Source organism: Chachezhania antarctica, assembly GCF_003646465.1.
Lineage (GTDB): Bacteria > Pseudomonadota > Alphaproteobacteria > Rhodobacterales > Rhodobacteraceae > Chachezhania > Chachezhania antarctica.
Genome location: NZ_QZEX01000021.1, coordinates 1 through 25,695, shown reverse-complemented (window position 1 = coordinate 25,695; position 25,695 = coordinate 1). Strand labels below are relative to the sequence as shown.

Here is a 25,695-nt window from a genome sequence, read left to right as displayed (position 1 = left end):
ATCCGAAGTGCCTGCGACAATCTAAACAACTTCTTGACAGATTGCGCAATCTGGTAGTACCAAAAATGTGTTCAAGGGTGGCAGTTTCAGGGCCTCAGGCAGTGAAACAATTCAAACGATCCGAAACCGGACGCCGCCCGAGAGCCCGAACTGGGAGGAGATAGAAATGAAACGATTTGCTAGCCGGCTACTGGCCGGGGCGGCTGTTGGTGCGTTCATCGCCCCTGCCGCCATGGCGCAGGAGCTGAACATCTTCTGGGCCGAATGGGATCCCGCGAACTACCTGCAGGAACTCGTGAACGACTACGAGGCCGAAACCGGCGTCATCGTGAACGTGGAAACGACCCCCTGGTCGGATTTCCAGACCAAGGCCTTCACCGAATTCAACGCGCGCGGTTCCGCCTACGACCTGATCGTCGGCGACAGCCAGTGGCTGGGCGCCGCGTCGGAAGGCGGGCATTATGTCGATCTGACCGACTTCTTCGTCGAGCACGACCTGGGCAACATCATGGCGCCCGCGACGGTGAAGTATTACGCCGAATACCCCGGCAACTCCGGCAAGTTCTGGGCCGTCCCGGCCGAAGGCGACGCGGTGGGCTGGTCCTACCGCAAGGACTGGTTCGAAGATCCGGCCGAGATGGAGGCCTTCAAGGCCAAGTACGGCTATGATCTGGCCCCGCCAGAGACATGGGCGCAGCTTCTGGACATCGCCGAGTTCTTCCACCGCCCCGATGAAGACCGCTATGGCGTCGCGATCTACACCGACAACTCGTACGATGCGATGGTGATGGGCGTCGAGAACGCGATCTTCTCGTATGGCGGCGACCTGGGGGATTACGAGACCTACGAGGTCGAGGGCATCCTGAACTCCCCGCAGAACGTCAAGGCGCTGGAAGACTACAAGCGGCTGTACAGCTACACGCCCCCGGGCTGGTCCAAGACCTTCTTCGTGGAAAACAACCAGGCGATCACCGAAGGCCTGGCGGCCATGTCGATGAACTACTTCGCCTTCTTCCCGGCGCTGCTGAACCCGGCCACCAACCCGCATGCCGAGAACACCGGCTTCTTCCCGAACCCGGCAGGACCGGACGGGGACCAGCACGCGGCGCTGGGCGGGCAGGGCATCTCGATCGTCTCGTATTCCGAGAACATCGACGAGGCCTACAGGTTCCTCGAATGGTTCATCCAGCCCGAAGTGCAGAAGCGCTGGGCCGAGCTGGGCGGCTACACGGCCCACGCGGCAACGCTGGAAAGCGAGGAGTTCCGCAACGCCACGCCCTATAACGAAGCCTTCTACCAGACCATGTTCCGGGTGAAGGACTTCTGGGCAGTGCCCGAGTTCGCCGAGCTTCTGACCTCGGCCAACCAGCGGCTTTACCCTTATGTCGTGGGCGGCGAAGGCACGGCCGAGGAAGCGCTGGACGCGCTGGCCGCGGACTGGGTCGAAACCTTCAAGAAGTACGGCCGCACCGAGTAATCGGCACGTAAACGGCGGGGGCATGCAAGGCGCGCCTCCGCCCGGACATCTTTACAGGCAGGACGACAGACGTGGCTGACGTAATGACCAGGCTCGAGCCGGATACCCGCGCCGTCGCGCGCGGGCTTTCCGACATGACGATCCGGAATCTCTTCATCATTCCGACGATCGCCTTTCTTATTATCTTCAACGTCTTCCCACTGCTCTATTCGCTCTGGCAGTCGTTCACCGATTTCCGCGCCTCGACAACGGCGCCGGCGAACTGGATCGGGCTTGCGAACTACCGCGATCTGCTGGGCGACGAATTCATATGGCGCAACTTCACGATCACCGCGAAATACGTGCTGATCTCGGTCTCGGGACAGGTGGTCGTGGGCTTCGGTCTTGCGATGCTGCTGAACCGGGCGATCCCCATGAAGGGGCTGATCACCACGCTGCTCTTGCTGCCGATGATGCTGTCGATGGCCGTCGTGGGCCTGTTCTGGAAGCTGCTGTACGATCCATCCTTCGGGATCATCAACTACTTCCTGGGGCTGGGTAAATTCGAATGGCTGGCCGATCCGCAGGTGGCGCTTTTTGCCGTGGCGATCGTCGATATCTGGATGTGGTCGCCCTTCGTGATGCTGCTGTCGCTGGCCGGGCTGTCGGCGGTGCCCAAGCACCTCTACGAGGCGGCCGAGATCGACCGGGCCAGTTCCCTTTATACCTTCTTCCGGATCACGCTGCCGCTGGTGGCGCCGATCCTGATGATCGCGATCATCTTCCGCACGATGGAGGCCTTCAAGACCTTCGATCACGCCTACATCCTGTCGTCGCAACCCACGACCGAACTGATCGCGATCCGGCTTTACAAGATGGCGTTTCTGGAATGGCAGACGGGGATGAGCTCGGCCTTCGCCTACATCGTGCTGATCATGGTCGTGGCCATCACCAATATCTACGTGAAATACCTGAACCGGGCAAAGGCGCGCTGACATGGCAGAGGTAAAGACAACCCGCGAAGTCGTGATGAACCGGGCTGCGATTGCCGCCGTCTTTGTCGCGCTGATCGTCATGCTGACGCCGATCTACTGGATCGCCTCGACCGCGTTCAAACCCCGCAGCCTGGCCACCACGGCGCCGCCGACGGTGTTCTTCGAACCCACGCTGACGCCCTTTGCCAAGCTCTTCGTCCGCCGCAGCCAGATGCGCGAACCGGTGGACCAAGAAACCTATGACGCCGCCCCGTGGTGGGAGCAGCTGATCTACGACGATGGCGAAAGCGTCGTACGCAACCGCCGCAGCGGAGAGATCACGCCGTCGGGCTACTGGGACCGCTACAAGAACTCGCTGATCATCTCGATCATCTCGACCTTCCTTGCCGTGTCGATGGGCACGCTGACTGCCTACGGGTTTTCAAGGTTCAAGGTGAAGGGAGAGAACGACTGGCTGTTCTTCATACTCAGTACGCGGATGCTGCCACCCGTCGTTGTCGCGATCCCGATGTTCCTGATGTACCGGGCGGTGGGTCTGCATGACACGCATCTGGGGCTGATCATCCTTTACACGGCGTTCAACCTGTCCTTCTCGGTCTGGATCATGAAGGGCTTTATCGACGAGATCCCCCGCGAATACGAAGAAGCGGCGCTGGTCGACGGCTATACGCGGCTGCAGGCCTTCATCAAGATCGTCCTGCCCGAGGCGCTGACCGGGATCGCGGCGACGGCGGTGTTCTGTTTCATCATCGCGTGGAACGAATATGCCTTCGCGCTGATGATGACGAACCGCAACGCGCAGACGGCCCCGCCCTACATCCCCAGCCAGGTCGGCTCCGGCCTGCCGGACTGGAGCGTGATCGCCGCGGGCGCCTTCCTGTTCCTGTTGCCGGTCGCGATCTTCACCTTCCTTCTGCGCAACCACCTGCTGAGAGGCATGTCCTTCGGAGCGATCCGCAAATGACCTTTCGAGAAAAGAACCGGAAGTATTACGAACCCGCGGCGCAGTCGCTGATGATCTTCGGGCTGATCGCCCTGTGTCAGCCGTGGATCGAACCGCTGCACCGCTACGGTGTGACCATCACCATCGTGGGGCTGATCGCCTTCATGGTGACCTCGCATATCGGGCCCGAGCCCGAAGCCGAGGAAGAAGAAGAGGACGAGTTGATCTGATGGCGCGGATCGAACTGAACAATATCGAGAAGTTCTTCGGCTCCGTCCAGGTGCTGAAAAACGTGAGCCTGACCATCGAGGACGGGGAATTCGTGGTGATGCTGGGCCAGTCTGGCTGCGGCAAGACAACGATGCTGCGCGCAATCGCGGGGCTGGAGACGGTGTCTTCCGGCACCATCACCATCGACGGGCGCGAGGTGCAGGACCTGAAGGCCGCCGACCGCGATATCGCCTTCGTGTTCCAGTCGTTCTCGCTTTACCCGCACATGACGGTCGAGGAAAACATCGCCTTCCCGCTGCGCGCCGTGCGCAGCAGCAAGGCCGACCGCGTGGCCGAGGTCAAGGAAGTGGCCAAGTTCCTTGGTATCGAACGGCTTCTGCCGCGTCGGCCTTCGGCGCTGTCGGGCGGCGACATGCAGCGCGTGGCCATCGGCCGCGCGCTGGTGCGGCGGCCGCAGGCGCTGCTGATGGACGAACCCATCGGCGCGCTGGATGCCAAGCTGCGCGAACAGATGCGGGCGGAAATCAAGCGGCTGCATATCGCGCGGAATTCCACCTCGGTCTACGTGACCCATGACCAGGTCGAAGCGATGTCGCTCGCCGACCGGATCGTGGTGATGCACGATGGCGTGCTGCAACAGGTGGGCGCCCCGAACGAGGTGTATCTGCACCCGGCGAACCTGTTCGTGGCACAGTTCGTCGGATCGCCGGTGATGAACATCGCGGACGTGGCCGTCGAAGGATCGGGCACCGATGCGCTGTTGCGGGTCGGCCGGTCGGAAGGGTTCCGCGTGCCGACGGCGACGGTATCCCACCTGAACGGCTCCCCCGCCAAGCTGGGTATCCGGCCCGAGGCCGTGCTTCTGTCCCGCGAACCGGGCGAAGGGTTCGAGACCGAGACGACCAACGTGGAACCGCTGGGCAGTCATGACATCGTCGACGTGCGGGTGGGCGATGAGACCCTGCGCGCGCGCTGCGATTCCGGCTTTGCGCGGGGCGACGGTGAAAAGGTCTGGGTCACGCTCGATCCCGCGCGGGCGCATTTCTTCGATGCCCAAACAGGTCAGTCGCTGAGGAGGACCGCCTGATGGCGCGTGTCGAATTCAAGAATGTCACCAAGCGCTTCGGCGGTACCCGCGCGCTGAAGGATCTGACCCTGACGGTGGAAGACGGCGAATTCTTCGTGCTTCTGGGCCGGACCGGGGCAGGCAAGACAACCGCCTTGCGGTCGATCGCCGGGCTTGAAAAGCCCGAGGAAGGCAGCGTTCTGATCGACGGTGTCGATGTCGGCGACTGGACGGCGGCAGAGCGCGACGTGGCGCTCGTGCTGCAGCAATATTCGCTTTATCCCCGTCTCACCGTACGCGGAAATCTTGAATTCCCGCTGCGCCCCAAGGGCCGGCGGATGAGCGAGGACGAAATTGCGCGGCGCGTCGAACGTGCCGCCAATACGCTGCAGATCACGCATCTTCTGGACCGGAAGGTCGAACGCCTGTCGGGCGGCGAGATGCAGCGTGTGTCCATCGGGCGGGCCATTGTGCGCGAACCGCGGGTGTTCCTGATGGACGAACCCCTGTCAGCGCTGGATGCCAAGCTGCGCGAATCCCTGCGGGTGGAGCTGAAGGCACTGCACCACGAACTGGGCGCGACGTTCCTCTTCGTGACCCATGACCAGGTTGAAGCGATGTCTATGGGCGACAAGATCGGCGTTCTGCGCAGCGGGCGGCTGGTGCAGGTCGGCACACCGTCGGACATTTATGAACGCCCCGCGAACACGTTCGTGGCGCGCTCGGTCGGCTCCCCGCCGATGAACCTGATCGAAGGCACGCTGTCGGGAAGTGCGGCGAACCTCAACGGCATCAGCCTGCCGGTCGCGATCGGCATGGCGGGCGGGGCAGGCCCGCTGACTTTCGGTGTACGCCCCGAAGCCATGGTGCTGGAACAGGGCGCCCCGGGCGAGGCGCGGGTCTTCGACATCGAGGATCAGGGCGTCATCAAGATCCTGTCGCTCGACTTCGGCGAAACGCGGCTCCACGCCACCGTGCCCGCCGGGACCCATGTGAAACGAGACGAGATCGTGCGCTTCGGTTGGAAGCCGGAAAAGGTACTGACCTTCGACCGGAACACCGGGCGAAACCTGGCCTTCGCCTAACCGGGCAGGCCGAACCGTTCGCGATAAAGCGGCAGCGCCTCCGGATTCACCAACGTATCGGGCAGGGCGCCCGCGTCGAGGCTGCGGATCGCGGCGACAACGCCCTGGCCCATGCGCAACATGCTCTCTTCGGTGATCCCCGCCATGTGCGGCGTCAGGACCACGTTGGGCAGCGTCGTCAACGGATGATCGGTGGGCAGCGGCTGGGCGTCGAAGACATCCAGAGCCGCGCCGCCTAGGTGCCCGGACCGCAGCGCCCCGATCAGCGCGTCTTCCACCACGACGGGCCCCCGCGCGACGTTGATCAGAACGGCCCAGGGACGCATCCGCGCCAGAGCCTCGGCGTCGATCAGTCCCCGAGTCGCGTCTGTCAGCGGGCAGCACAGTGCGATGATGTCGGCGGTCTCAAGCAATTCATTGAGTGAAACAGAAGTAACACCAGCAGGCACCCGCCCGGGACTGCGGGTGTGGCACAGGACCTGCATGCCGAACCCGGCTGACGCCATCTGTGCCAGCGTCTGCCCGACATTGCCCATGCCGACGATGCCCAGCGTCCGGCCCGAAATCTCGCGGCCCCCGTCGGAATGCGCGCGGCCCGCGGGCCAGCCTTGCGTGCGCAGATCGGCGTTCACCTGCGGGAACCGTCGCAGCAAGGCAAGGGCCGACCATATCACATGTTCGGCGACCGTCACCGCGTTCGCGCCCGGCACGTTCGCCACCAGCACACCGGCCCCGGTCGCCACGTCCATCGGGATCATGTCGAGCCCCGCGCCGTGCCGCACCAGCGCCCGCAAGCCCGGCCGCTGTTGGATCACGTCCTCCGCGATCGGCGCGCGCACGACGATCACGTTGGCGCCCTCACTTTCCGACAGGATGGCCCCCGTCTCCGGCGCGCTGGCAACGCGGTAGGGGCCGATGTCGGACAGCGCCCGGGTGACTTCGGGGTGCAACGGGTGCGTGGAGAAGATCGAAAGCCCCATCACGCGGGCCTGTCGGCGTCGGGTTCCAGAAGTTCCGTCCAGTAGCTCATCGCGCCCCGCAGATGCGAGACCATGAGCGCCGACGACAGGGCGGCATCGCGCGCCAGTAGCGCCTCGTAGATCTGGCGGTGTTCGTCGTGGGATTTTCGATTCCGTTCGGGATCGCGGAAATACACCTGCAGCCGCGTTGCGCCGACCTCGTAGAACGCGGTGCAGATGCTCAGGAACACGCCGTTCTGCGTCGCGCGCACGATCTCCAGGTGGAATTCCTGGTCCAGCGAGTCGATCCCTTCGCCCTGCGCCAGCCGGTCTTCGGAGCGCGCAAGGATATCGCGGAGCGCGGCAAAGTTCTTCTCCGTCGCGCGTTCGGCGGCCATCTCGGCGGCCTTGATCTCGTGGATCTTGCGGACCTCGACCGCCTCGTAGATCTGCCGGTTCTCCAGCGGCAATCCGGCGCGGGCGAAAAAGGCCATGGCGGCGATGCCATTGTGCCCGTCGGCAAGGTAGATGCCCGATTTGGCCCGCCGTTCGATCACCTGCATCGATTCGAGTATCGCCAGCGCCTCGCGCACTTGCCCGCGGCTGACCGAGAAATGTTCGGCCAGATCGCGTTCCGACGGCGCCTTGCCGTTATTGGCGCGCGCGGCGCTCAGCACATGCGCCGTAAACGCGGGGAGAAGCTCGTGTTCCTGCATCAGCCGATCCGTTCCATGAGGTCAGCGCTTGGTGTATCGGGCAACGACATCCTCGTCGATCTCCAGTCCCAGCCCCGGCGCATCGGGCACGGCGACGGTGCCGCCCGTCACCTTGACCGGGGCGCGCGAAAGGTCGTGGATCATCGGGTTGGCGCCCAGCGAGAATTCCACGATCGACCCGGCAGGCGAGGCCGCGATGACATGCAATCCGGCAAAGAACGCGGGCGCCCCGGCCCACAGATGCGGCGCCAGTCGCAGGTTGAAGGACGACGCGATGGTCCCGATCCGCATGGCTTCGGTGATGCCGCCGCAGAAGGCCGGATCGGGCTGGAGGATGTCAACCGCGCGGCGGGCGGCGAGATCGGCAAAGTCGAAACGCGTTGCCTCGCTTTCGCCGATGGCCACGGGGATATGGGTCGCGGCCCGGAATTCGATCAGCCCGGCCCGGTCGTCGGCCGTTACCGGCTCCTCGAACCACGCAAGATCGCAATCGGCGACCATTGCGGCAAAACGCTTCGCGTCGGCCACGGTGTAGGTGCCGTGCGCATCGACCATCAGGTCGATGCCCGGGCCAAGAGCTTCGCGCGCGGCCCGCACCCGTTCGGCCGAGACATGCGGCGCGCCATCCATCGATCCGACCCGCATCTTGACCGCGCCGAAATCCCCGGCGTCGACATAGGATTTCAGTTGATCGCCGATCCCGGACGCATCGGCCCAGCCGCCCGAGGCATAGGCCGGCAGCCGGTCGGCCGTCCTGCCGCCCAGAAGAGACCAGACGGGTTCCCCCAGCGCCTTGCCGCGCAGATCCCACAGCGCGATGTCGATGGCGCTGATCGCGGCCACGGTCAGCCCGCGGCGCGCGAGTTCCGGCATGACATGGCCACGCGCGGCAGCACTTTCATGACGGACGCCGTTGTACAGCATCTCCCAGATGGGCGTGATCGCACTGGCGTCCTGCCCGATCAGGCGCGGCCCGAACTCGGCGTTCAGCAGATGGACAAGGCTGCCGTAGTTCCCCGCACTGCCCGCCGCGTTCTTGCCTTCACCCCAGCCGACATGGCCGTCTTCCGTTTCGATCCGCAGGATTGCGGCGTCGAAGGTCTTCAGCCGTCCGAAATCGCTGACATGTTGCTGCTCCTTCTTCAGCGGGATCTGGACCCACCGCGCCTCAACCGACTTTATCCGCATCTGTCGCGTCCTTATGGCGGCGGGCGGCACGGGGCCGCCCGCGCGGTTTCACTTCATCAGCGGCAGAAGGGTTTCGGCAGTGATGCGCATCTGGTCGGCGTAGAACTTTTCCGTCAGCAGCGATGAGCCGTGATCCTGGATGAACTTCAGCTGCTCCGGAGAGATATCCACCGGATCGGTTTCAACCATGTCGGGGTACATCGCGGCCGGTGTCCGGTCCACGGGCGCCACGAATTCGTTCGTGAGCGCCCCGTCGTACCCGATTTCCTTCAGCGTGCTGACGATCCTGGGCCAGTCGAGGTGCCCAAGACCCGCGGCAAAGCGGTTGTTGTCAGCCACGTGGAAATCGAACAGCCGGTCACCGGCCAGCCGGATCGCGTCGTAGATGTCGGCCTCTTCGATGTTGAGGTGGAAGGCATCGAGGCACACGCCGCAGTCGGGGCTGACCGCACCGGCCAGCGCCAGCGCCTGCGCGCAACGGTTGAAGAGGTACGTCTCGAACCGGTTCAACGGCTCGACCGCGATCTTCACACCGCGCGATTGCGCGTGTGCAAAGCATTCCTTCGTCGCCTCGACGACCCAGCCCCATTCCTCTTCGAGCGTGCCGTCGGGGACGACCTTGCCGACGGTGGCGGGCACAAGGGTGACGATCTCGCCTTCCAGTTCCGACACCATGGTGATGACGGACTTGACGTACTCCACCGACCGCGCCCGCTGGCCTTCGTCTTTGGCGGCTAGGTTGCGGTCGCCCAGTGTCAGCGTCACGGCCCCCCAGCAGCGCATGCCGGTCTCCTTCAGCAGGGCGCGGGTTTCGATCGTGTTGTACTGGTCGGGTTCGCCCGAGATCTCGATCGACTCGTAGCCATATTGTTTGATCCGCCGGACGGTCGTTTCCAACGGCTCCGCGCGCATCCAGTTGTGGGTTGAAAGGTGCATACTGGTCCTCCCTCTCGATGCGCGGGCTGCACACCCCGGCACCATATTCTGGTTAGACCAGATTGCGGATTTGGGGAGAGTCGGTCAAGAGGCGGTTTGAGGGATAAACTCGCAATTATCTGTGCAGTTTTCTGTCCTGTAGGCATTTGCGCGGCGCAGTGCTCAGTTTTTCATTGGAGTGCACGAGGATGATTTGGTATTACCAGAAAAGCCATGAGGAGAGCGGCGAATGAAGATCGGGATGTGCATGTTTCTCTGGACGACACAGGTCGGGCCAGAGCACGAGGCGCTTCTGGCGGACATACGCGAGACGGGCTTCGACGGTGTCGAGATTCCGATCTTCGACGGGGTGCCGGAAGATTACGTCCAACTGGGGCAGATGCTCGACCGGCTGGGGCTGGAGCGGACCGCCGTGTCGGCGTTGGGCGACCCCGCGCATGACCTGATCTCGCCTGACCGCTTGGTCCGCGATGCCGGTGTCGAGCGGATGAAGTGGGTGCTCGATTGCACCGCCGCGCTGGGCGCCAATACGGTGTCGGGACCACTGCATTCTGTGCTGGGCCAGTTCTCGGGCACGGGGCCCACGGATGACGAGATGAAGCGCGCCGTCGAAAGCCAGCGGCGGATCGCGGAGCATGCGGCCAAGACCGGTGTCATGGTCGGGCTGGAAGCGCTGAACCGCTTCGAGTGCTACCTTGTGAACACGATGGCGGATCTGTCGGCACTGCTGGCGCAGGTCGATCATCCGAACATCCGCGCGATGTACGACACCTTCCACGCCAATATAGAAGAGACCGAACCGATAGCCGCGCTGACGCAGCATGCGGACGATGTCGTCCACATCCACATCTCGGAAAACGACCGGGGCGTGCCGGGGCGGGGCCACATCCCCTGGGCCGAGACCTTCGCCGCGATCCGCGAGATCGGTTATGACGACTGGCTTACGATCGAGGCCTTCGGCCGCGGTCTGCCGGATCTGGCGGCTGCCACGAAAGTCTGGCGCGACTTCGCCGAAAGCCCGGAGGCGGTCTACCGCGAAGGCTACGCCCACATTCGCGCCGGGCTGGGCGACTAGTCGTTACTGACTGGGGTGATTTTGGAGGCGAGTACCGGAATCGAACCGGTGTACACGGATTTGCAATCCGTCCGGAATCATTGAAAATAAAGGATTTTTCCGTAAACGGACCCCGTTTGTTCACGCCCTGATATCAATGGGTTACGAGGCGTCTGTAAACCGTTCGCGGATCAAGACAGGACAAAGAAAAACCGTTGAGGGGGCGGCCACCCACCTCAACGGCACTTGGAAAGTCTTCTTTGTAGCACCCTACCAGAGCTTCCCTCTCAGAGCAATCTCGGGAGGTCGCCATGTCTGAGTTGCCGCGCTTCTGTACGATCAAGCTGCAATACCTCCAGGAGCTTGTTTTGGACCACGATCTCAGCGATGCCGCGCTGAGGGTGGCGCTCTATCTGGCCGTTTCACATGCCGATCATGACACAGGCGAGTCTTTCCCGACATTCGCCACGATCGGCAGCGCAATTGGCAAATGCGCCAAAAGCGTGAAGCGTGCCATCAACGCTCTTGAAGCTGCCGGGTACCTGATCGTCCAAAGGGGAACCAACAAGGGTTCGTCTTCTCGCTATCGCCCCACAGAAGCGGTCATGCGTCGAGCCGCCGAGCGACGTCGTGAGGGGGACAAAGTTGTCCCTCTAAAGCAGGGCAAAGGGGGACATTCCTGTCCTGATAGGGGGACAGACCTGTCCGTCACAGCGGGACAGAAATGTCCCCCGAACAAAGAACAAGAATTTAGAAATGAACCGCAGCGTTCTGCCACGCCGGATTTGCCTGAGAGGGGGCAATCCGGCAAGGCAGACGCCGCAACGGGTGGCCTGACGTTCGTTCCTCGCGACATATGCTTTGCGCGCGATTGGGATGACCGCCTGTCGCGAGAGGGCTTGGCTACGTTGGAGCGGTGTCTCCCGATATCCGATCACGGGCGTCACCGAGGTTTCTGGCTCCCAGGCCGGACGCCCGCGCCGGAAGGTAGCGCTCGATGGCGGGAGCAAGTCCAATCCCTGCGTGACTTGATCCGCAGAGAAGGCCGATCCCATCTGACCTTCGCCAGCCCGGGCTATGAAGAGTTTTCGCCTCGCCGCATTGAGGCCTGCGCGGGAGCTGGGATATGACAGGTCCACGGCATCGAGTCCGCTTGGATCAAAAGACAGCAAGGTCACCCGTGTTGCACACGGGACCATGCGAGGGGCCTGCCGCCCCTTCGAACCCCGCCAAGGCTAGGACACCCAAATACGCCGAGCCGTTGACCGAGACCATCGCGTTCCGCTGCTCTGCTTCGGAGAAAGCGCGCCTCGAGGTGGAAGCCCGACGCGCCCGGCGTCCGCTGGCAGAGCTGCTCCGCGAGCGGTTGCCCTTGGTGCGCTCCGGCCATCGGAAGGTGGTCCCCGAGGCCGACCCGGACCTGCTGGTCGCCCTGTCGCGCATCGGGGCCAACCTCAACCAGGTCGCCCGTGCGCTCAACGCGTCTCGTAAGCTCGGCACGCTGGACCGGATCGACCTGTTGGCCCTCTCCGCCTCTCTGGTCGCCATCGAGCGGGAGCTGGACGGCCTCCGTGAGGACTGGCGCGCATGATGGTGAAGTTCTTCCCCCATGGGCAGGGATCAGCTGCCCCTGCCGTCGCCTACCTGATCGCCAAGACGGTGAAGGCCTACGACGAGCACCGCAACGCGATCCGGGACGCACGCGGGCAGCAGGTCTGGGATCGGCGTGCCACGCTGCCCGAGGTCATCGAAGGCCATCCCGCGCGAATGCAGGCGCTCATCGATGCCATGCCGCACCAGTGGCGCTACAAGAGCGGCGTCATCAGCTTTGCCGCCGAGGACGCGCCGACCGAAGAGGAGCAGCGCGCGGTCATCCAGCGGTTCGAGGAGTTCGCCTGTGCCGGGCTGGAGGCCGACCAGTTCGACATGCTCTGGGTGCGCCATACCCACGCCGGGCGTGTCGAGCTGCACTTCCTGATGCCCCGGATGGAGCTGTCGACCCGCAAGAGTCTGAACATCGCGCCGCCCGGCCACGAGAGCGCCTTCAGCGCCTTCGTGGATCTGGAGAACCGGCGGCACGGCTGGGCTGATCCGCTCGATCCGGCGCGCGCCCGACAGACGCAGGCCCTGCCCGAGGAACCGGCCCGCGCCGCCACACGCGAGCAGCTGAACGCCTGGATCGAGGGTCAGATAGCGATCGGCGCGATCTGGGACCGGCGGTCGATGATTTCGGCGCTGACCGAGATCGGTTTCAAACTTCCCCGCAAGGGCAAGGCCTACCTCACCGTACTGGACCCAGACAGCGGCGAGCGCTGGCGTCTGAAAGGAGCGATCTTCGATGAACACTGGACCGCAGAGCAAACTCAACCCGCGCATCCAAGCGAACATGGACAGCCTGCTGGCCTCTCAGCTCGACTCGCTGGAATCTCAGTTGAAGAACTTGAGCGGCGCGTGGACGAAGAGCGCCAGAAGCGCCTTCTCTACAATCACGAGCGATACGGCCGAGTTCGAGAACCAGACCCGCAAGCGGCTGGCCTGCCTGAACCGCGAGACAACCGATACCCTGAACGTGATCGAGGAGAGGATCGAAGCGCTCCAAGCGCGCAGCCTGCGGCTCAACAGGCTGCTGACCCGGCACACGCTGGCGCGGGTGGCGCTGGTAGGCGGAGTGATGGCCGCGCTGACGCTCAGCGGGTCATTCCTGGCGGTGACGTTGATGATCGCCAGCAATCAGCCCACGCCGACCCCGCGCCTGGCGCAACCGCCCGAGGCGCTTCAAGGCAGCAGGGCGATCCGGGGCGTGGGCGGCCTTGGAGAACTGATCGCCCTGCCGCCCGGCCTCGTGCCGACACGCTGTCCGCTGGGGACCGGGGCTGGACGCATCTGTCTTCATCAAGAGGAGTAGAGGATGACCCTGACGAACTTGGAGCACGAGTTGCTGTCCTGCGTCGAAGAGCTCGGCAAAGGCGTGGAAGACTGCATGACGAAATTGATCGAGCAAGAGAGATCGCTCGCGCGCTTGCAGAAGGAGTTGCACGAGTCCTTGAACGGCTTGGAGCAGTCTTTGCAGGCCACGGAACCAAAGCCGGAGCCGGAGGCAAAACAGCCGCGCGGGTTCCGGCTCAGGAGGTGAAGGTCGATCAGGACCTCACCCCACCAAGGCGGCCCGCTCCCAGCCCGAGTAACTCGCCTCAAGATGGGCCTTAGTCACCTAAAATCAGCAAGGAGGCCACTTCATGGTCAGGTCAACCAAGTCATCGAAACGTGCTCAAGAGGCACGGAGTACACAGAACGCGATCCGAGAGATTTTTGGCAGCACTTTTCTCCTCATCGAGAACACCCGTGCGCACTACCTCAATCCGCCCGGAAAAGCCGATGCGCTGGAGTTGCTTCTGGACTCATTGCCGCCGGTCCTTGAACATTGCCGTACCGTCACACGCTGCAAAGCTCTGAAAAGGGACGGATCGGTGGTGCTCGATAGCGAGGCCCAAGAGGGATCGATCCGCATCGCAGCACGAGACGACGGAACTTACGACCTTCATGTGGAGCTTCCGTCGGTACGCTCCTACGAGGACGCCCTCTCGATCAACATGGTGATCATGAAGGTGCTGGCCTATGATCTGTGCCCCATGAAACGCATGGAGTTCGAACTCGACGAAGAAGCTTTCTTTGCCGAAATTGAAAGGCTCTACGGCAAGGGAGATACAGATTGATATGATTGGTCAGGTTCCCCCAAAGGCATTGCTCCTTGCGATCGAAGCCGCAGAAGCTGGGCCGCAAATTTCCGACCTGGAAGATGCTCCGCTCCTGCAGAGCTGGTTCTTTATCAAGCGCGAGAGTGACGCAATCCGCGCTGAAGGCGACCTGAGCGGCCATCCAACGATTTCTGATCCATGGGTCACGACCTCGCCAGTAATCGGTTTCCATTATGATTTCGGCACTTCAAAAGGTTGGCTGCGATCTTTCAGCCGCTGGTATCGGCTTGGTGCTGTGTGCGAAGCGGTTGGAGACATCCCAGGACCCGAGGGCGCTGTCGGTCGAGCACTGGCTGCGACGGCGGCCCGTCTGGAGACAAATCGAAATATCTGGCGCGAAGGGGCGCAGCGCAAATGTATCACACCTTGACACATGCATCACGTCGTGATACATACCTGTCATGATCCAGAGCGCGAAGGGCAAACTTGCCATGAACGCCTTGCAAGGCAAGTACGGCAAAGGGTTTCCCGCTGATCTCGTGAAGCGCACGAGGGCAATGCTCACGGCGCTGGACGCGGCTGTTGCGGTGGAAGACCTGCGCTTTCCTCCTGGCAACAACCTCGAGGAACTGAAGGGAGATCGTGCCGGGCAGCACTCGGTGCGGATCAACGGCCAATGGCGCATCTGCTTCGTCTGGACTCCGAAAGGACCAGCCGAAGTCGAGATGGTCGATTACCACTGAAAGGAGATGTCATGAGCTTGCTTCACGATCCGATGCACCCCGGCGAAGTCCTGAAAGAGCTTTACCTTGATCCGCTTGATATCGGCGCGATCGGACTGGCCCGTCGCCTCGGCGTTCCGCGGACCCGTATCGAACGGCTGGTTAAGGGTGCGACGAGCATGACGCCGGACACGGCGCTGCGCCTTGCCCGCGTATTCAACACGACCCCGGACTACTGGATGAACATGCAGACCAATTTCGACATGCACGCCGCCATCCAGCAGATCGATGTATCCGACATCGAACCATTGGTGGCCTGAGCGGGCATCAGTCCCGTCCCTACGGCCCGTCGTGATGCGAGCGGGCCGGGCCTGATGCCCGCCGCCTTGGAGGACATCGCCCCCACAAGGCAGGGGACGGAAAGGCGGCTGCCGCCAAGGGCGGCAAGGTTCTACGTCATGTGATCTCGTGCAGCAACGCTTCGGCCTGCTCTAGGACGATTTGAACAGCCTCTTTCGATAGGTCGGGAGGATAGCCGTATTTTCGAAGGATGCGTCGCACAAGAATCCGCATCTTGGCCCGTGCACTTTCCTTCTTATGCCAATCGACCGTGGCGTTGCGGCGAACTTGATCCAGCAACTCATGAGCGATGATGCGTAGTTGCTCATTCCCCATTGCTTCCACTGCGGTGTCATTCTGCGCCAAGGCATCATAGAAGGCCAGCTCGTCATCTGACATCCCTTCAGCTTCACCACGCATGGCCGAAGCCTTGACGTCTTTAGCGATATCAATAAGAGCTTGAATCATCTCGACCGTCGAGATGGCATTGGCATGGTAACGAGCGACGGCTTCCTGAAGTCGCTGGCTAAAAGCCCGGCTTTCAACAACGTTGCGCTTAGTTCGGCTCTTGATTTCCCCATTGAGCAATTTCTTAAGCGCTTCCAGAGCGAGGTTTTTTCGCTCCATAGATTGAACTTCCAGCAAGAAGTCATCGGACAGAATGGAAATATCTGGTGTCTTGATACCGGACGCCTTCAAAATATCGACGATCTCGGCGTCAGCGACAGCCTTATTAACAAGTTGCTCGATGGCAAAGTTTTTTGCCCGCGAGGACAGTTTGCCTTTCGCTGATGTCTTCGTTATCGCAGCGCGAACAGCTTGCAAAAAACCAACTTCGTCCTTCACAGACTTTGCCAGGTCGCTGGAAGATGCCAGCGCAAAAGCACGTGACATTTCAAGACTGGCATCCTGAAAGCGTGATAGCTGCTTCTTCTTTTCAGTTTCTGTTGACGCGGCTTGAGCTTTGTTGGTCTGCTGCCCAACGATCCAGTCAACGGCATCGCCCAGAGCCTTCAATCGGGCTTGTGCGGTGCCGCTGAGCCCCAGGCTGTAGTCGTGGCCGTTGAACATGCTACGCACTACATCGAGCTTCTCGGCGAGCAAGGCAACGGCCTGCTCTTCGTCAATTCCGGTTCGCTCTCGATCCGCATCAGAGTACTGCGACAGCGCATTTTTCAGGTTCTGGGCGATGCCGATGTAGTCGACCACCAGACCGCCTGGCTTGTCTTTGAAAACTCGATTTACGCGTGCAATGGCCTGCATCAGACCGTGCCCGCGCATAGGCTTGTCGACATACATCGTGTGCATACTCGGCGCGTCGAAGCCCGTCAGCCACATGTCTCTCACGATCACAAGCTTCAACGGATCATCCGGCGTACGCGCGCGTTTGGCCAAGTCGTCTCGGCGCTTCTTGTTGCCGATGTGCTCCTGCCATTCCAGAGGATCGGACGCTGAGCCGGTCATAACAACTTTTACGGCTCCAGCTTCGTCAGCGTCCGAGTGCCATTCCGGACGCAGTTTGACGATTTCATTGTACAGTGAAACGCAGATACGGCGGCTCATACAAACAGCCATGGCTTTGCCGCCTAAAGCAGCGGTCCGAGCCTCCAAGTGCTCGACCAAGTCCGCGGCGACCTGCTTCAGACGCTTATCTGCGCCGACGAGCGCTTCAACCGTGCTCCACTTGGCTTTAGCCTTTTCCTGCTCCGATAGGGTATCGTCTTCCAGGATGGCGGCGATTTCTTCATCAATCTTGGGCTTTTCGTCTTCGTCCAACTCGATGCGAGCCAAGCGACTTTCATAGTAGATGGGAACCGTGGCTTTGTCCTCGACCGCTCTCGTGATGTCGTAAATATCAACATAGCCGCCGAAAACTGCAGGTGTGTTTACATCGGCAGTCTCAATTGGAGTGCCGGTAAAGCCAACAAATGAGGCGTTCGGGAGTGCCTGCCGGACGTAATGAGCATACCCGTACTTTCGTTCGCCAGTCTTGGCGCTCACTTTGGCATTCAGCCCATATTGGCTTCTGTGCGCTTCATCGGCGATCACGATGACGTTGCGGCGGTCAGTCAATGTAGGAAAGCGCTCCTCCCCCTTCTCGGGAGCGAATTTCTGCATAGTCGTGAATATTACCCCGCCGGATTGGCGCTCTAGAAGCTCGCGTAGCTCGTCCCGGCTCTCAGCATGTTCTGGGGTTTGCCGGATCAGGTCCTTGGTGGTCGAGAACGTTTGGAACAGTTGGTCGTCGAGGTCGTTTCGGTCCGTAAGTACAATCAGGGTAGGGTTCTGAAGCTCGGGGCTTCGAACCAGCAAGCCCGCAAAAAAGGCCATAAGGAGCGATTTCCCGGAGCCTTGAGTGTGCCAGATTACACCGATGCGACGATCACCCTCAGGCTTTGAAGCCTCGATTGCGTTCACCAAGGCCTTTCGTGCGCCGAAAAACTGGTGGTAGCCGGCGATAATCTTGAACGGGCCATCGCCTGTGTCACCAAATACGGTAAAATCCCGTAGCAGCTCCAGGAAGCGGCCTTTGTCGAATACGCCCTTCAGCAGCGTCTCCATCTCCTGCGGGCCCTCAGGGGTAAAGTCCTCCGCAGCACCCGTTACAGAACGCCATGGCATGAACCGCTCTTCATTGGCCGTCAGTGAGCCGATCCGCGCCAGCAAACCATCTGAACTGACTAAAACGGCGTTTGTTCGAAATAGAGATGGGATCTGCTGCTTGTAGGTTTGAAGCTGGGCAAAGGCATCTTCGATCGTAGCAGCCTCGCTTGCAGCGTTCTTCAGCTCGATCACCGCCACCGGTAAGCCGTTTAGGAACACAACCAAGTCAGGGCGGCGCTTATGCTTCCCCTCAATCACGGTGAACTGGTTGGTCACCAACCAGTCGTTGGCCTGCGGATCCTCGAAATCGACAAGCCAGACCTTGTCACCGCGGATCGTCCCGTCATCAGACTTAAACTCAACATCCACGCCATTGACTAGCAACCCTTGAATCCGCCTGTTCTCTTCGATCAGGCTTTGCGAGGTAGACCCGGAAATCTGCCTCAGAGCGTCGCTACGTGCATCTTCAGGGATATGGGCGTTGAGCTGGGCTACAGTCGCTTCCAGCCGCCCTCTCAACAAAACCTCGCCATAGGACGCCCGTTCAGGCTCTGTACCGTCGGGCGAGATCACATCGGCGCCTAGGTACGGAATTCCGCTATTCTGCAGAATGGCCAGCGCGGCTTGTTCAACTAGGTCTTCGTTGATCATGCGTCTGAAACTCCACTCGCCGCCGCTTTGTAAAATTCGACCAGTTGATCCGTTACTTGTTCGCGAAGTGTGTCTGAGAAGCCAAATGCAGCGGCCAGCCGTCGTTGCCCGGTCTTAACCTTGGCGGTCTTGCTGTCAGACAGGTGCCAGTCAAACGACTGATCTTGCTGGAAGCGCTCGTACAAGCGTTCGGCAAAATCATCCTTCTCTTGCTGCGAAAATTCCTCTCCAAGTGACTGACCCAAGATTGCCTTAACTGCTGCCAATGCATCAGGCGCGGCTGCGATCGCCTCTTTAGCAGCCGCTGTTGAGGTCATACGGGCACCTCGCTCGGCTGCTCTTGCGCGTTCGTCCTGTTCCTCCCGCAAGATACGTTCAAGCCAATCATTGCAGTACAGTGAAGCGCCTTGGGCATCTGGGAAAAGAGTTCCGTTGTGAATGTTCATCTTCCTCAGAGTTGCGAGGCAGTCCATCCTACCGGAGTTTGGAATGTGAATCTTCTGGATATACTGCTTCAGCTGGTCTGAAAGGTTGTCCGTGACCGTGTATTCGACCTCAGGAACCTCAGAGCCAGAACTTTCGACGGTCGCCGTCTGGGTAACGGGTTCCGCACTTACAACCCCCTCTTCTTGGAGTGTATTGATGACGTAGCTGGCGAAATTGTCGTCGTCATCTGGGATCATTGTGAAGAGACCCGCCTGGTTCACCAAGCGGCTGTTATTGTGCCCCATCGGATCGCGGAACAGGGTCTGTTCACCAAGCGCGTTCCGCAGCGCCGACATGTTTACGCAATAGACGGCGCGAGAGGGGTTCTTTTCCGGATCATCCGGACTGTTGAAAGCGAAGAACAGGGCAATGAAGGGCGAGCGCGTCCAGTCCAGCAAGGGGGTCAATAACCCATGGTGCTGGCCGATGGCCCATTTCTCGATCTCGGAATCATCTCCGTTGAAGGCGCTCAGGTCATAGCCACGCCCGCGCATGGCAAGCTCGAATTGCGATAAGAGCTGCTGGCGCTTGTCGGCGGGGATGCTGCCACCGTCGAACTTGCGCCCGAGAGTCGAGGCCAAGGGCCAGTCGCCCCCGCGTTGTCCGCGATAGACCCACTCACTGGCTGCGCGGTTGTGTTGCGGATCGCGCATTGCCTCGATGAATTTTTCCCAACTCTCGACCCGGCAGGTCGGGATCAGCCCATCAACGTCGGGATCGCCTTCGCGAAACTCGGGCCAGATAGGGAGTGAGTCGAGTCTTTCGCGCAGTTCGTCCTGGGTCAACTTCGTTTCACTCAAACCGCATCTCCCTTGGCTTGAGCGATGACCTTGGCTTTCAACTCTTCGGTATCGAATGCGCATGTTTCGAGGCCTTTAGACCCGGAAAAATCCGCGTGCTCGACATTGAATGCCTCTCGGAAATCGGCCCAGTGAAATTGGCACCTTTTGAAAGATGCGCCAGCGAGGTCCGTGTCATTGAAGCTATCAGCGTGCGTGCGGGCCATAATCGGACGCCCATCCGGCTCGCGGTCGATTTCTTCATCGAGAGTGTCGGGCGGTGGATTGTTCCAGTTTAGTTCGGTGGCATCAAAGTTACTGCCTCGCAAATCGGCTTCCCAGAAATTGCAATCTTGGTAATGGCCGGACACCGCGAGCCCAATTCCCCAAGCATCGACTCCGAAGGTTACGTCTCTAAGGTCGAGTCGAGAAAAATCGACGACCTTGAACGATGACTTGCGGATAGTTTCATCCGCCCAGCCCCCTCCAGACAGTCGCGAACCACGTAAACTGCTTACGCCATATCCTTTGAATTTCGCGCCAGAGATTGAAGCACCTGTAAGATCAACTTCAGTCCTGCCCATGTTGTTTAGGCGACGGATAGCCCCAACGATGCGATGCATGGATTCTTCGTTGTCCCACCGCTTCAGGTCCTCGATGATCTCTTCTTGCCTTGCGATATCGTCGCGCCGTTGCTTCCAATTCTGGATAAGCCCGAAACCCACCAGGATGATAAGAATATCGAAGATCAGACCCCAAAACTCGGTCCAGAGGTTTTCTGCGCCAACGTCGACACCGAAGATTTGCACGACGAGATAACAAACAACCAGCAAGCCAAGGCTCCAACCAATCAGCGTCTGGCGGAAGCCCCAATCAAACCATTGTCGGGAAATGAATATTTGCCGGTTGGGGAAACCCAATGTTCCACGGGCCGCGAGGCGTTCCTTTGGTGTAACTTCAAAGCGCTTTTCAACGCCCAGCTTTTCAAAGCCTGAGTTGAGCCATGTTTTGGCATGGTATTGAGCAACTGGCTTGGCTTGGCCCCAATACTTCTTCACGTCACACCCTCCGTGCCGGTCAGGCGGAGGTCGCCGGACATGAGTTTGGGGAGGAGGAGGTCTCGGGTGGCGGCGAGGGTTTGGTTTTCTTGTTCGTTGTTGCGGATCAGGTCCATCATTGGCCCCGCGACTTCAGCAAATTTTGCCACCAAGTCTGCGCCTGCGTGGTTGACCCGCAGGGGGCGGAAGTTCTTCTTGCTGATTTCTTGGAAGGTCGAGCCGTTGGCGTTCGCCTTGATCAGGTCGAGGTTCTCCAGCGTCCAGAAATAGGCAAACTCCGTTGGAAATGCCGGGGTGGGCTGCATGACGATAAAGCCCTGGTTCACCGCAACAGGCTCTTCCGCGATGGCGACATAGCCAATCGGTGCGCGGGACGAGAGCAGGACGCTCCCAACGGGGGACAGGCCCGAACTGACCTTGGCGAGGCCCGCATCCGTTACCTGCCGTTCGGATTCGCGCAAGAACAGGCCCGAGAGCTTCGACAGGTCCTTTGGCGTTGCCCAGTTGTGCGTTCCTCCGTCCCAGAACGCGGGTTCCTTGGTGCTGGGGGTTCCGCCGCCGACAATGGGGCACAGGTCGCCGACTTCGCGCTCTTCCCACCCCTCCGGCAGGCCGTTGTCTCCAAAGCTGTCGGGGAAGAGGGCGGCGAGGGGGGTGGCTTGGGTTGGGTCGGGGAGGAGGCTTCCGAGGATGGCGGCGGGGTCAGTCTCGCCTGCGGCCTTGCGGCGGGTGGGGCCGAAATCGACAAACCAATCCCGAAAGACCGCCCGCGCCATCGCCTCCAACGTCTCATTCATCCGCCGGTTCAGTTCGATCTTGTCGTCGAGAGGGGCAATCATATCAAGTATCGCCTGTTGTTCAGAGATACTCGGCAAGAGAATCGGAAAAGTCTTCAAATAGGCGACGTTTGTTTTCGGAACGCCTGTCGCTTCAGCATCGCGGATGATCTTGGATATGCTGGAGGGAGATGAAACGTAGTAATACACGTACTTTGGGATCGCCTTCCTACAATCTACAGAGATTTTCATCTGATTGGACGACAAAAGGTACTCTTTGAATTTTGAGCTCTCGGAGATAAAGCCAGTTTGGCCCAAGGTGCCCTTCTTGGTAAAAATTATATCCCCTTGACGACAGATGCTTCTTGCGAGCTTTTCTGTGAGTTCGCGACTAACGAAAACAAATTCGTTTTCTTTGAGGTATGAGGGCCCAATCGACAGGTTGGAGCCGCGCAAAACGGGTACTCCCTCTTCAACGTACTCTGAAGCAGGCAAATTCGATCCGAAAGGGCCATCAACCAAGCCGCCACGTGAAGGGTTGGCGATGCTCCCAAGCGTTTCCTCACAGAAACCCTTCATAACTCACTCCAAAGCTTGTGCCGGATTTTGTCGCTGATCCTTGATTGCTCAAGGAGCTGCTCATGAAGTTGGTTTCTGAGAGACTCAAACTTCTCCGCGAATGGCACGCCGTCATCCTCTTCATCCGCCGCGCCAACGTAGCGGCCGGGCGTCAGGACGTAGTCATGCTTGCGGATCAACTCCAGTTTAGCACTGGCGCAGAAACCGGGCTCGTCCTTGTAGGACAGCTCCGGCGTCTTTGCTCGCCAACGGTGGTAGGTATCGGCGATCTTGGCGATCTCTCTATCGTCGAAGTCGCGACGAACACGGTCGACCATGTGCCCCATCTGACGTGCGTCGATGAACAGCACCTCACCTTGCCGATCACGGTGTCCATTGGCGGATTTATCGTTTGCCAAAATCCAGAGGCAGGCAGGGATTTGAGTTGAATAGAATAGCTGCCCAGGCAGGGCCACCATGCAGTCGACCTTGTCTGCTTCGATCATCGCCTCACGGATGTCACCCTCGCCCGATTGCTGGGACGACATGGAGCCATTAGCCAGCACCACCCCCGCTGTACCGCGCGGAGCCAGATGGTGCAGTATATGCTGTAGCCACGCGTAGTTGGCGTTCCCCTTGGGGGGCGTACCGAACTTCCAGCGCACATCCTCGGTCAGACGTTCGCCGCCCCAGTCCGAGATGTTGAAAGGCGGGTTGGCCAAGATGTAGTCGGCGCGCACGTCGGGCAGCTCGTCTCGGATAAACGAGCCTTCGTTGTTCCACTTGATCTCGGCGTCGATGCCCTGCACGGCTAGGTTCATCATCGCCAGACGCCAAGTCGTATGGTTGATTTCCTGTCCATATACCGAGATGTCATCGCGGCGGCCGCCGTGATCCTCGATGAAGTTCTCGGACTGGATGAACATACCGCCCGATCCGCAGCAGGGGTCATAGACGCGGCCTTTCTTCGGCTCCAACATGGACACCAGCGTGCGCACGACGGAACGCGGCGTGAAGAATTCGCCGCCGCGCTTACCTTCTGAAGAGGCGAAGCCAGAGAGGAAGTACTCGTAGACTCGGCCAAGGAGGTCGCGGGCTTCAGAAGCATTCCCGCGCATATCGATCTTGGAGAACAGGTCGATCAGATCGCCCAGCATTTCTTTGTTCAACGTGGGACGGGCATAGTTCTTGGGGAGAACACCCTTGAGCTTATCGTTGGCTGGTACTTTCTCGATGGCCTCCATGGCGTCATCGATCAACTTGCCGATATTCGGATCACGCGCCTTGTCTCGAAGGTGCGTCCAACGAGCTTCTGGAGGTACCCAAAAGATATTCTCTGCAAGATACTCTTCAGCGTCTTCCGCATCCGCGTATTCATCGGCGGCTAGCTGAGCATGATAGGTTTCAAAGGCTTCAGAGATGTACTTGAGGAAGACCAGGCCAAGCACGACGTGCTTGTACTCTGAGGGTTCTAGGTTGCCGCGAAGTCGGTCCGCCGCTTTGAAAAGGTCGGCTTCAAAGCCCAAGTCGGTGGTTTGAAGGCTCATCGGACTGTCTCGATTTTCGGCTTTGATGTGAAGGACATGCAGGCGGCTGACGTCCATGCGACGACAATGCTCAGTATGATAATGGCCGCGAAGGCAGCCGCTGCCAGTTGAGGGCCTTCATTGAGGAAGAAGATGCCAAAACCTATCCACCCAAGTCCGGCAACTGCACAGGCTGCGGTAGCGAGCTGAAAGCACCGATTGCGGGCCTGATCCAGACGCCGTCCACTGGATTGAGCCCGAGCTTGGGCGAGAACCTTGCGTGCCTCCGCTAAGATTATGTTCTGCATCACGAATCCTTCCTCAATGTCTTGAAATACGCATCCATGCGGGCAGGGTTGAGCCCTCCCTCGCGCAGTATTTCGTCAAAGACGTACTGTACGACGTCTGATTCATAGTCTGGGCTCGGGGTCTGCCCCTCTTCGATGAAGTGCTCGCGCACAGCTATCACTGCTGCCTTGAGCGCATCGCGCATCTCAGGGCCGGTTCTGGCTCCTTCGCCAGTCAGGAGCCAAGAGATGCTCACGTCGTACTTGTCAGCGATGCCAAGAGCGACGGCCAACGGAAGTTCGCGAATCCCGAGCTCATAGTTCTTGTAAGCACGATCAGAGAGGCCGAATTCGGCTCCGAAAGCTGCCTGGGATAGCCCAGTCGCTTTTCTGATTGCGGATAAACGCTCTTGCAGACTGCTCATTGTTACCCTATGGTATCAAATGTTACCTAGATTCGCGAACGAGTCACAATCGTGCCGCTTCATTCCCAACCGTAGCTGATCGTTCCTAGTTCGCCAAGAAAATGGAGAGCGTTTTGCAAGGATTTCAGACTCCACGTGAGCTCGCCACTACGTCTGGATGGCCAGAAAAGACGATCCGCAGCCTCATTGCATCAAATGAGCTACGCCATCTTCGCTTAAATAATCGGTTCTTCGTGCCTGATGGAGCCCTCGACGAATTTATTGAGCGGAAGATGATTGTCCCAGTAGCTTTGCACGAGCGTGAGGACCGATCATGAGCGTGGCTGATCAGTCCCTTCACCGTCTGATAATGCGAAGCCCGTTGCATATGCGGGGCAACTCTCCCTCGAGTGAAGCCTGCGCCAGCAAGCCTATCTCGATTAAAGATGCAACTAAGATGGCGCTCTAGGAGGGTAAATTATGCTGCGAGATATCCAGCTGATTTCCACTCAGCAATTGGCAGAGCATCTTGGCTACGATACGGCCTCGACGTCTTTCTATGACTTCTGCCGTCATCTTCGCATAGCACCAGTACCTGGTCGGCGAGGGTGGTACGACCCAAAGTTGGTGCGGTCGAGGCTGGATCAGGCTCAAGGTATGGATCAGATATCCAGCACTGCGAGCTCTAACTCTCGAAATTTGGTTGCGGAAAGGAGAGCCCGCCTTGGTAAAACGTAGCCTTCCCAAAGGAGTCCACAGGGTCCGTCGGAAACTCAAGTGCAGAGTAAAGTACCACTTCTATGCATGGCGTAGCGGCCCTAAGTTCTGGGAGGATGCCATCCCACACCCGGTGTCGCCTGAGTTTTTTCAAGCATTCGCGGCTTGCACCGTGCCGCAAAAGACTAGCGCCAATCTGATCGACGGCTTGGTAACCGATTTTCTAAGTAGCGACGCGATGCCACCCAAAGCTCGCTCTCGGGAGGATGTCGAACTCTGGATCAAAAAGTTTCAGGTCGAGTTCGGTGAAGACCCCATTGCCATGTTCGAAGAGCCTGCTGTGAATCTCGGAGGCAAACTGGGCCACGGAAACGGTGGGATTACCTGACCGTCGCGGAGTAAAATTCCGCCATTCTGACACCCGAGGCGGAAGCTGAGGGTCGGGAGATGTATTCTGTGGAATT

The 25,695-nt window shown here is 60.0% G+C and carries 27 protein-coding genes; 16 read left to right on the top strand and 11 right to left on the bottom strand.

What is annotated here, in order from left to right; translation table 11 throughout:
- Positions 1-166 precede the first annotated feature (166 nt).
- The 6 genes from D4754_RS22830 (at position 167) to D4754_RS22805 (ending at position 5,776) form a co-directional block, all read left to right on the top strand.
- On the top strand, positions 167-1,477 hold the full coding sequence (locus tag D4754_RS22830; RefSeq protein WP_121068420.1) for an ABC transporter substrate-binding protein: 1,311 nt from the start codon (positions 167-169) through the stop codon (positions 1,475-1,477).
- Positions 1,478-1,548: 71 nt separating this feature from the next.
- Positions 1,549-2,451 (top strand): carbohydrate ABC transporter permease, encoded by a 903-nt coding sequence (locus D4754_RS22825; RefSeq protein WP_205589698.1) that lies wholly within the window; start codon positions 1,549-1,551, stop codon positions 2,449-2,451.
- 1 nt (position 2,452) lies between these two features.
- Positions 2,453-3,415: a carbohydrate ABC transporter permease gene (locus tag D4754_RS22820; RefSeq protein ID WP_121068416.1), complete on the top strand. Its 963-nt coding sequence runs from the start codon at positions 2,453-2,455 to the stop codon at positions 3,413-3,415.
- Positions 3,412-3,624, top strand: a complete 213-nt coding sequence (locus D4754_RS22815; protein ID WP_121068415.1) for a hypothetical protein — start codon at positions 3,412-3,414, stop codon at positions 3,622-3,624. The genes D4754_RS22820 and D4754_RS22815 overlap by 4 nt, the downstream gene beginning before the upstream one ends.
- On the top strand, positions 3,624-4,712 hold the full coding sequence (locus D4754_RS22810) for an ABC transporter ATP-binding protein (RefSeq protein ID WP_121068413.1): 1,089 nt from the start codon (positions 3,624-3,626) through the stop codon (positions 4,710-4,712). The genes D4754_RS22815 and D4754_RS22810 overlap by 1 nt, the downstream gene beginning before the upstream one ends.
- Entirely contained in the window at positions 4,712-5,776 is a 1,065-nt protein-coding gene (locus tag D4754_RS22805; protein WP_121068411.1) for an ABC transporter ATP-binding protein, read from the top strand. The genes D4754_RS22810 and D4754_RS22805 overlap by 1 nt, the downstream gene beginning before the upstream one ends.
- On the opposite strand, the gene D4754_RS22800 is transcribed toward D4754_RS22805, so the two are convergent.
- From D4754_RS22800 to D4754_RS22785, 4 genes are read right to left on the bottom strand one after another with little or no spacing between them, the layout of a single operon-like run.
- A complete protein-coding gene (locus D4754_RS22800; RefSeq protein WP_121068409.1) occupies positions 5,773-6,756 on the bottom strand; it encodes an NAD(P)-dependent oxidoreductase in 984 nt (327 codons plus the stop codon). The two genes, D4754_RS22805 and D4754_RS22800, sit on opposite strands and share 4 nt — an antisense overlap.
- Positions 6,756-7,451, bottom strand: coding sequence for a FadR/GntR family transcriptional regulator (locus D4754_RS22795; protein WP_121068407.1), 696 nt, complete (start codon positions 7,449-7,451; stop codon positions 6,756-6,758). Before D4754_RS22795 ends, D4754_RS22800 begins: the two co-directional genes overlap by 1 nt.
- Before the next feature lie 21 nt (positions 7,452-7,472).
- Complete coding sequence (locus D4754_RS22790; protein WP_121068405.1) at positions 7,473-8,639, bottom strand: mandelate racemase/muconate lactonizing enzyme family protein; 1,167 nt, start codon at positions 8,637-8,639, stop codon at positions 7,473-7,475.
- A 48-nt stretch (positions 8,640-8,687) separates the two neighbouring features.
- Positions 8,688-9,575, bottom strand: a complete 888-nt coding sequence (locus D4754_RS22785; RefSeq protein ID WP_121068403.1) for a sugar phosphate isomerase/epimerase family protein — start codon at positions 9,573-9,575, stop codon at positions 8,688-8,690.
- 229 nt (positions 9,576-9,804) lie between these two features.
- On the opposite strand from D4754_RS22785, the gene D4754_RS22780 reads away from it, so the two are divergent.
- The 3 genes from D4754_RS22780 (at position 9,805) to D4754_RS22770 (ending at position 12,220) form a co-directional block, all read left to right on the top strand.
- Positions 9,805-10,650: a sugar phosphate isomerase/epimerase family protein gene (locus tag D4754_RS22780; protein ID WP_121068401.1), complete on the top strand. Its 846-nt coding sequence runs from the start codon at positions 9,805-9,807 to the stop codon at positions 10,648-10,650.
- Positions 10,651-10,940: 290 nt separating this feature from the next.
- On the top strand, positions 10,941-11,759 hold the full coding sequence (locus tag D4754_RS22775; RefSeq protein ID WP_121068398.1) for a helix-turn-helix domain-containing protein: 819 nt from the start codon (positions 10,941-10,943) through the stop codon (positions 11,757-11,759).
- A 131-nt stretch (positions 11,760-11,890) separates the two neighbouring features.
- Entirely contained in the window at positions 11,891-12,220 is a 330-nt protein-coding gene (locus D4754_RS22770) for a plasmid mobilization protein (protein ID WP_163026038.1), read from the top strand.
- Positions 12,221-12,249: 29 nt separating this feature from the next.
- Here the strand turns inward: D4754_RS22770 and D4754_RS24505 are convergent, their stop codons facing one another.
- Positions 12,250-12,975, bottom strand: coding sequence for a hypothetical protein (locus D4754_RS24505; RefSeq protein WP_240453991.1), 726 nt, complete (start codon positions 12,973-12,975; stop codon positions 12,250-12,252).
- Between D4754_RS24505 and D4754_RS24500 the strand changes: the two genes are divergently transcribed.
- From D4754_RS24500 to D4754_RS22750, 6 genes are all read left to right on the top strand, one after another.
- Entirely contained in the window at positions 12,968-13,534 is a 567-nt protein-coding gene (locus D4754_RS24500) for a hypothetical protein (protein WP_240453990.1), read from the top strand. The two genes, D4754_RS24505 and D4754_RS24500, sit on opposite strands and share 8 nt — an antisense overlap.
- A 3-nt stretch (positions 13,535-13,537) precedes the next feature.
- The gene (locus tag D4754_RS24495) at positions 13,538-13,762 is read left to right on the top strand and encodes a hypothetical protein (protein WP_240453989.1); all 225 of its coding nucleotides are present in this window, start codon (positions 13,538-13,540) and stop codon (positions 13,760-13,762) included.
- Positions 13,763-13,865: 103 nt separating this feature from the next.
- Positions 13,866-14,342, top strand: coding sequence for a hypothetical protein (locus D4754_RS24185; RefSeq protein WP_163026037.1), 477 nt, complete (start codon positions 13,866-13,868; stop codon positions 14,340-14,342).
- Positions 14,299-14,754 (top strand): DUF6634 family protein, encoded by a 456-nt coding sequence (locus D4754_RS24180; RefSeq protein WP_205589697.1) that lies wholly within the window; start codon positions 14,299-14,301, stop codon positions 14,752-14,754. Before D4754_RS24185 ends, D4754_RS24180 begins: the two co-directional genes overlap by 44 nt.
- A gap of 31 nt (positions 14,755-14,785) precedes the next feature.
- Positions 14,786-15,067 (top strand): type II toxin-antitoxin system RelE/ParE family toxin, encoded by a 282-nt coding sequence (locus tag D4754_RS22755; protein ID WP_121068390.1) that lies wholly within the window; start codon positions 14,786-14,788, stop codon positions 15,065-15,067.
- 11 nt (positions 15,068-15,078) lie between these two features.
- Complete coding sequence (locus D4754_RS22750; protein WP_121068388.1) at positions 15,079-15,366, top strand: HigA family addiction module antitoxin; 288 nt, start codon at positions 15,079-15,081, stop codon at positions 15,364-15,366.
- Positions 15,367-15,502: 136 nt separating this feature from the next.
- Here the strand turns inward: D4754_RS22750 and D4754_RS22745 are convergent, their stop codons facing one another.
- From D4754_RS22745 to D4754_RS22710, 6 genes are all read right to left on the bottom strand, one after another.
- Positions 15,503-18,640 (bottom strand): type I restriction endonuclease subunit R, encoded by a 3,138-nt coding sequence (locus tag D4754_RS22745; RefSeq protein WP_121068386.1) that lies wholly within the window; start codon positions 18,638-18,640, stop codon positions 15,503-15,505.
- Complete coding sequence (locus tag D4754_RS22740) at positions 18,637-19,926, bottom strand: FRG domain-containing protein (protein ID WP_205589696.1); 1,290 nt, start codon at positions 19,924-19,926, stop codon at positions 18,637-18,639. The genes D4754_RS22745 and D4754_RS22740 overlap by 4 nt, the downstream gene beginning before the upstream one ends.
- Entirely contained in the window at positions 19,923-20,963 is a 1,041-nt protein-coding gene (locus tag D4754_RS24175; RefSeq protein ID WP_163026035.1) for a pentapeptide repeat-containing protein, read from the bottom strand. The genes D4754_RS22740 and D4754_RS24175 overlap by 4 nt, the downstream gene beginning before the upstream one ends.
- The gene (locus D4754_RS22725; protein ID WP_121068379.1) at positions 20,960-22,318 is read right to left on the bottom strand and encodes a restriction endonuclease subunit S; all 1,359 of its coding nucleotides are present in this window, start codon (positions 22,316-22,318) and stop codon (positions 20,960-20,962) included. Before D4754_RS22725 ends, D4754_RS24175 begins: the two co-directional genes overlap by 4 nt.
- Positions 22,315-23,901, bottom strand: a complete 1,587-nt coding sequence (locus D4754_RS22720) for a type I restriction-modification system subunit M (protein ID WP_240453988.1) — start codon at positions 23,899-23,901, stop codon at positions 22,315-22,317. The genes D4754_RS22725 and D4754_RS22720 overlap by 4 nt, the downstream gene beginning before the upstream one ends.
- A gap of 229 nt (positions 23,902-24,130) precedes the next feature.
- The gene (locus tag D4754_RS22710) at positions 24,131-24,535 is read right to left on the bottom strand and encodes a helix-turn-helix domain-containing protein (protein ID WP_121068373.1); all 405 of its coding nucleotides are present in this window, start codon (positions 24,533-24,535) and stop codon (positions 24,131-24,133) included.
- Between the two features lie 703 nt (positions 24,536-25,238).
- On the opposite strand from D4754_RS22710, the gene D4754_RS22705 reads away from it, so the two are divergent.
- Positions 25,239-25,619: a hypothetical protein gene (locus D4754_RS22705; protein ID WP_121068371.1), complete on the top strand. Its 381-nt coding sequence runs from the start codon at positions 25,239-25,241 to the stop codon at positions 25,617-25,619.
- Positions 25,620-25,695 lie beyond the last annotated feature (76 nt).

Coding starts and splice junctions, on each gene's coding strand:
- D4754_RS22830 (WP_121068420.1), top strand. CDS start 167: ATGAAACGATTTGCTAGCCGGCTACTGGCCGGGGCGGCTGTTGGTGCG.
- D4754_RS22820 (WP_121068416.1), top strand. CDS start 2,453: ATGGCAGAGGTAAAGACAACCCGCGAAGTCGTGATGAACCGGGCTGCG.
- D4754_RS22815 (WP_121068415.1), top strand. CDS start 3,412: ATGACCTTTCGAGAAAAGAACCGGAAGTATTACGAACCCGCGGCGCAG.
- D4754_RS22810 (WP_121068413.1), top strand. CDS start 3,624: ATGGCGCGGATCGAACTGAACAATATCGAGAAGTTCTTCGGCTCCGTC.
- D4754_RS22805 (WP_121068411.1), top strand. CDS start 4,712: ATGGCGCGTGTCGAATTCAAGAATGTCACCAAGCGCTTCGGCGGTACC.
- D4754_RS22800 (WP_121068409.1), bottom strand. CDS start 6,756: ATGGGGCTTTCGATCTTCTCCACGCACCCGTTGCACCCCGAAGTCACC.
- D4754_RS22795 (WP_121068407.1), bottom strand. CDS start 7,451: ATGCAGGAACACGAGCTTCTCCCCGCGTTTACGGCGCATGTGCTGAGC.
- D4754_RS22790 (WP_121068405.1), bottom strand. CDS start 8,639: ATGCGGATAAAGTCGGTTGAGGCGCGGTGGGTCCAGATCCCGCTGAAG.
- D4754_RS22785 (WP_121068403.1), bottom strand. CDS start 9,575: ATGCACCTTTCAACCCACAACTGGATGCGCGCGGAGCCGTTGGAAACG.
- D4754_RS22780 (WP_121068401.1), top strand. CDS start 9,805: ATGAAGATCGGGATGTGCATGTTTCTCTGGACGACACAGGTCGGGCCA.
- D4754_RS22775 (WP_121068398.1), top strand. CDS start 10,941: ATGTCTGAGTTGCCGCGCTTCTGTACGATCAAGCTGCAATACCTCCAG.
- D4754_RS24500 (WP_240453990.1), top strand. CDS start 12,968: ATGAACACTGGACCGCAGAGCAAACTCAACCCGCGCATCCAAGCGAAC.
- D4754_RS24495 (WP_240453989.1), top strand. CDS start 13,538: ATGACCCTGACGAACTTGGAGCACGAGTTGCTGTCCTGCGTCGAAGAG.
- D4754_RS24185 (WP_163026037.1), top strand. CDS start 13,866: ATGGTCAGGTCAACCAAGTCATCGAAACGTGCTCAAGAGGCACGGAGT.
- D4754_RS22755 (WP_121068390.1), top strand. CDS start 14,786: ATGATCCAGAGCGCGAAGGGCAAACTTGCCATGAACGCCTTGCAAGGC.
- D4754_RS22750 (WP_121068388.1), top strand. CDS start 15,079: ATGAGCTTGCTTCACGATCCGATGCACCCCGGCGAAGTCCTGAAAGAG.
- D4754_RS22745 (WP_121068386.1), bottom strand. CDS start 18,640: ATGATCAACGAAGACCTAGTTGAACAAGCCGCGCTGGCCATTCTGCAG.
- D4754_RS22725 (WP_121068379.1), bottom strand. CDS start 22,318: ATGAAGGGTTTCTGTGAGGAAACGCTTGGGAGCATCGCCAACCCTTCA.
- D4754_RS22720 (WP_240453988.1), bottom strand. CDS start 23,901: ATGGACGTCAGCCGCCTGCATGTCCTTCACATCAAAGCCGAAAATCGA.
- D4754_RS22710 (WP_121068373.1), bottom strand. CDS start 24,535: ATGAGCAGTCTGCAAGAGCGTTTATCCGCAATCAGAAAAGCGACTGGG.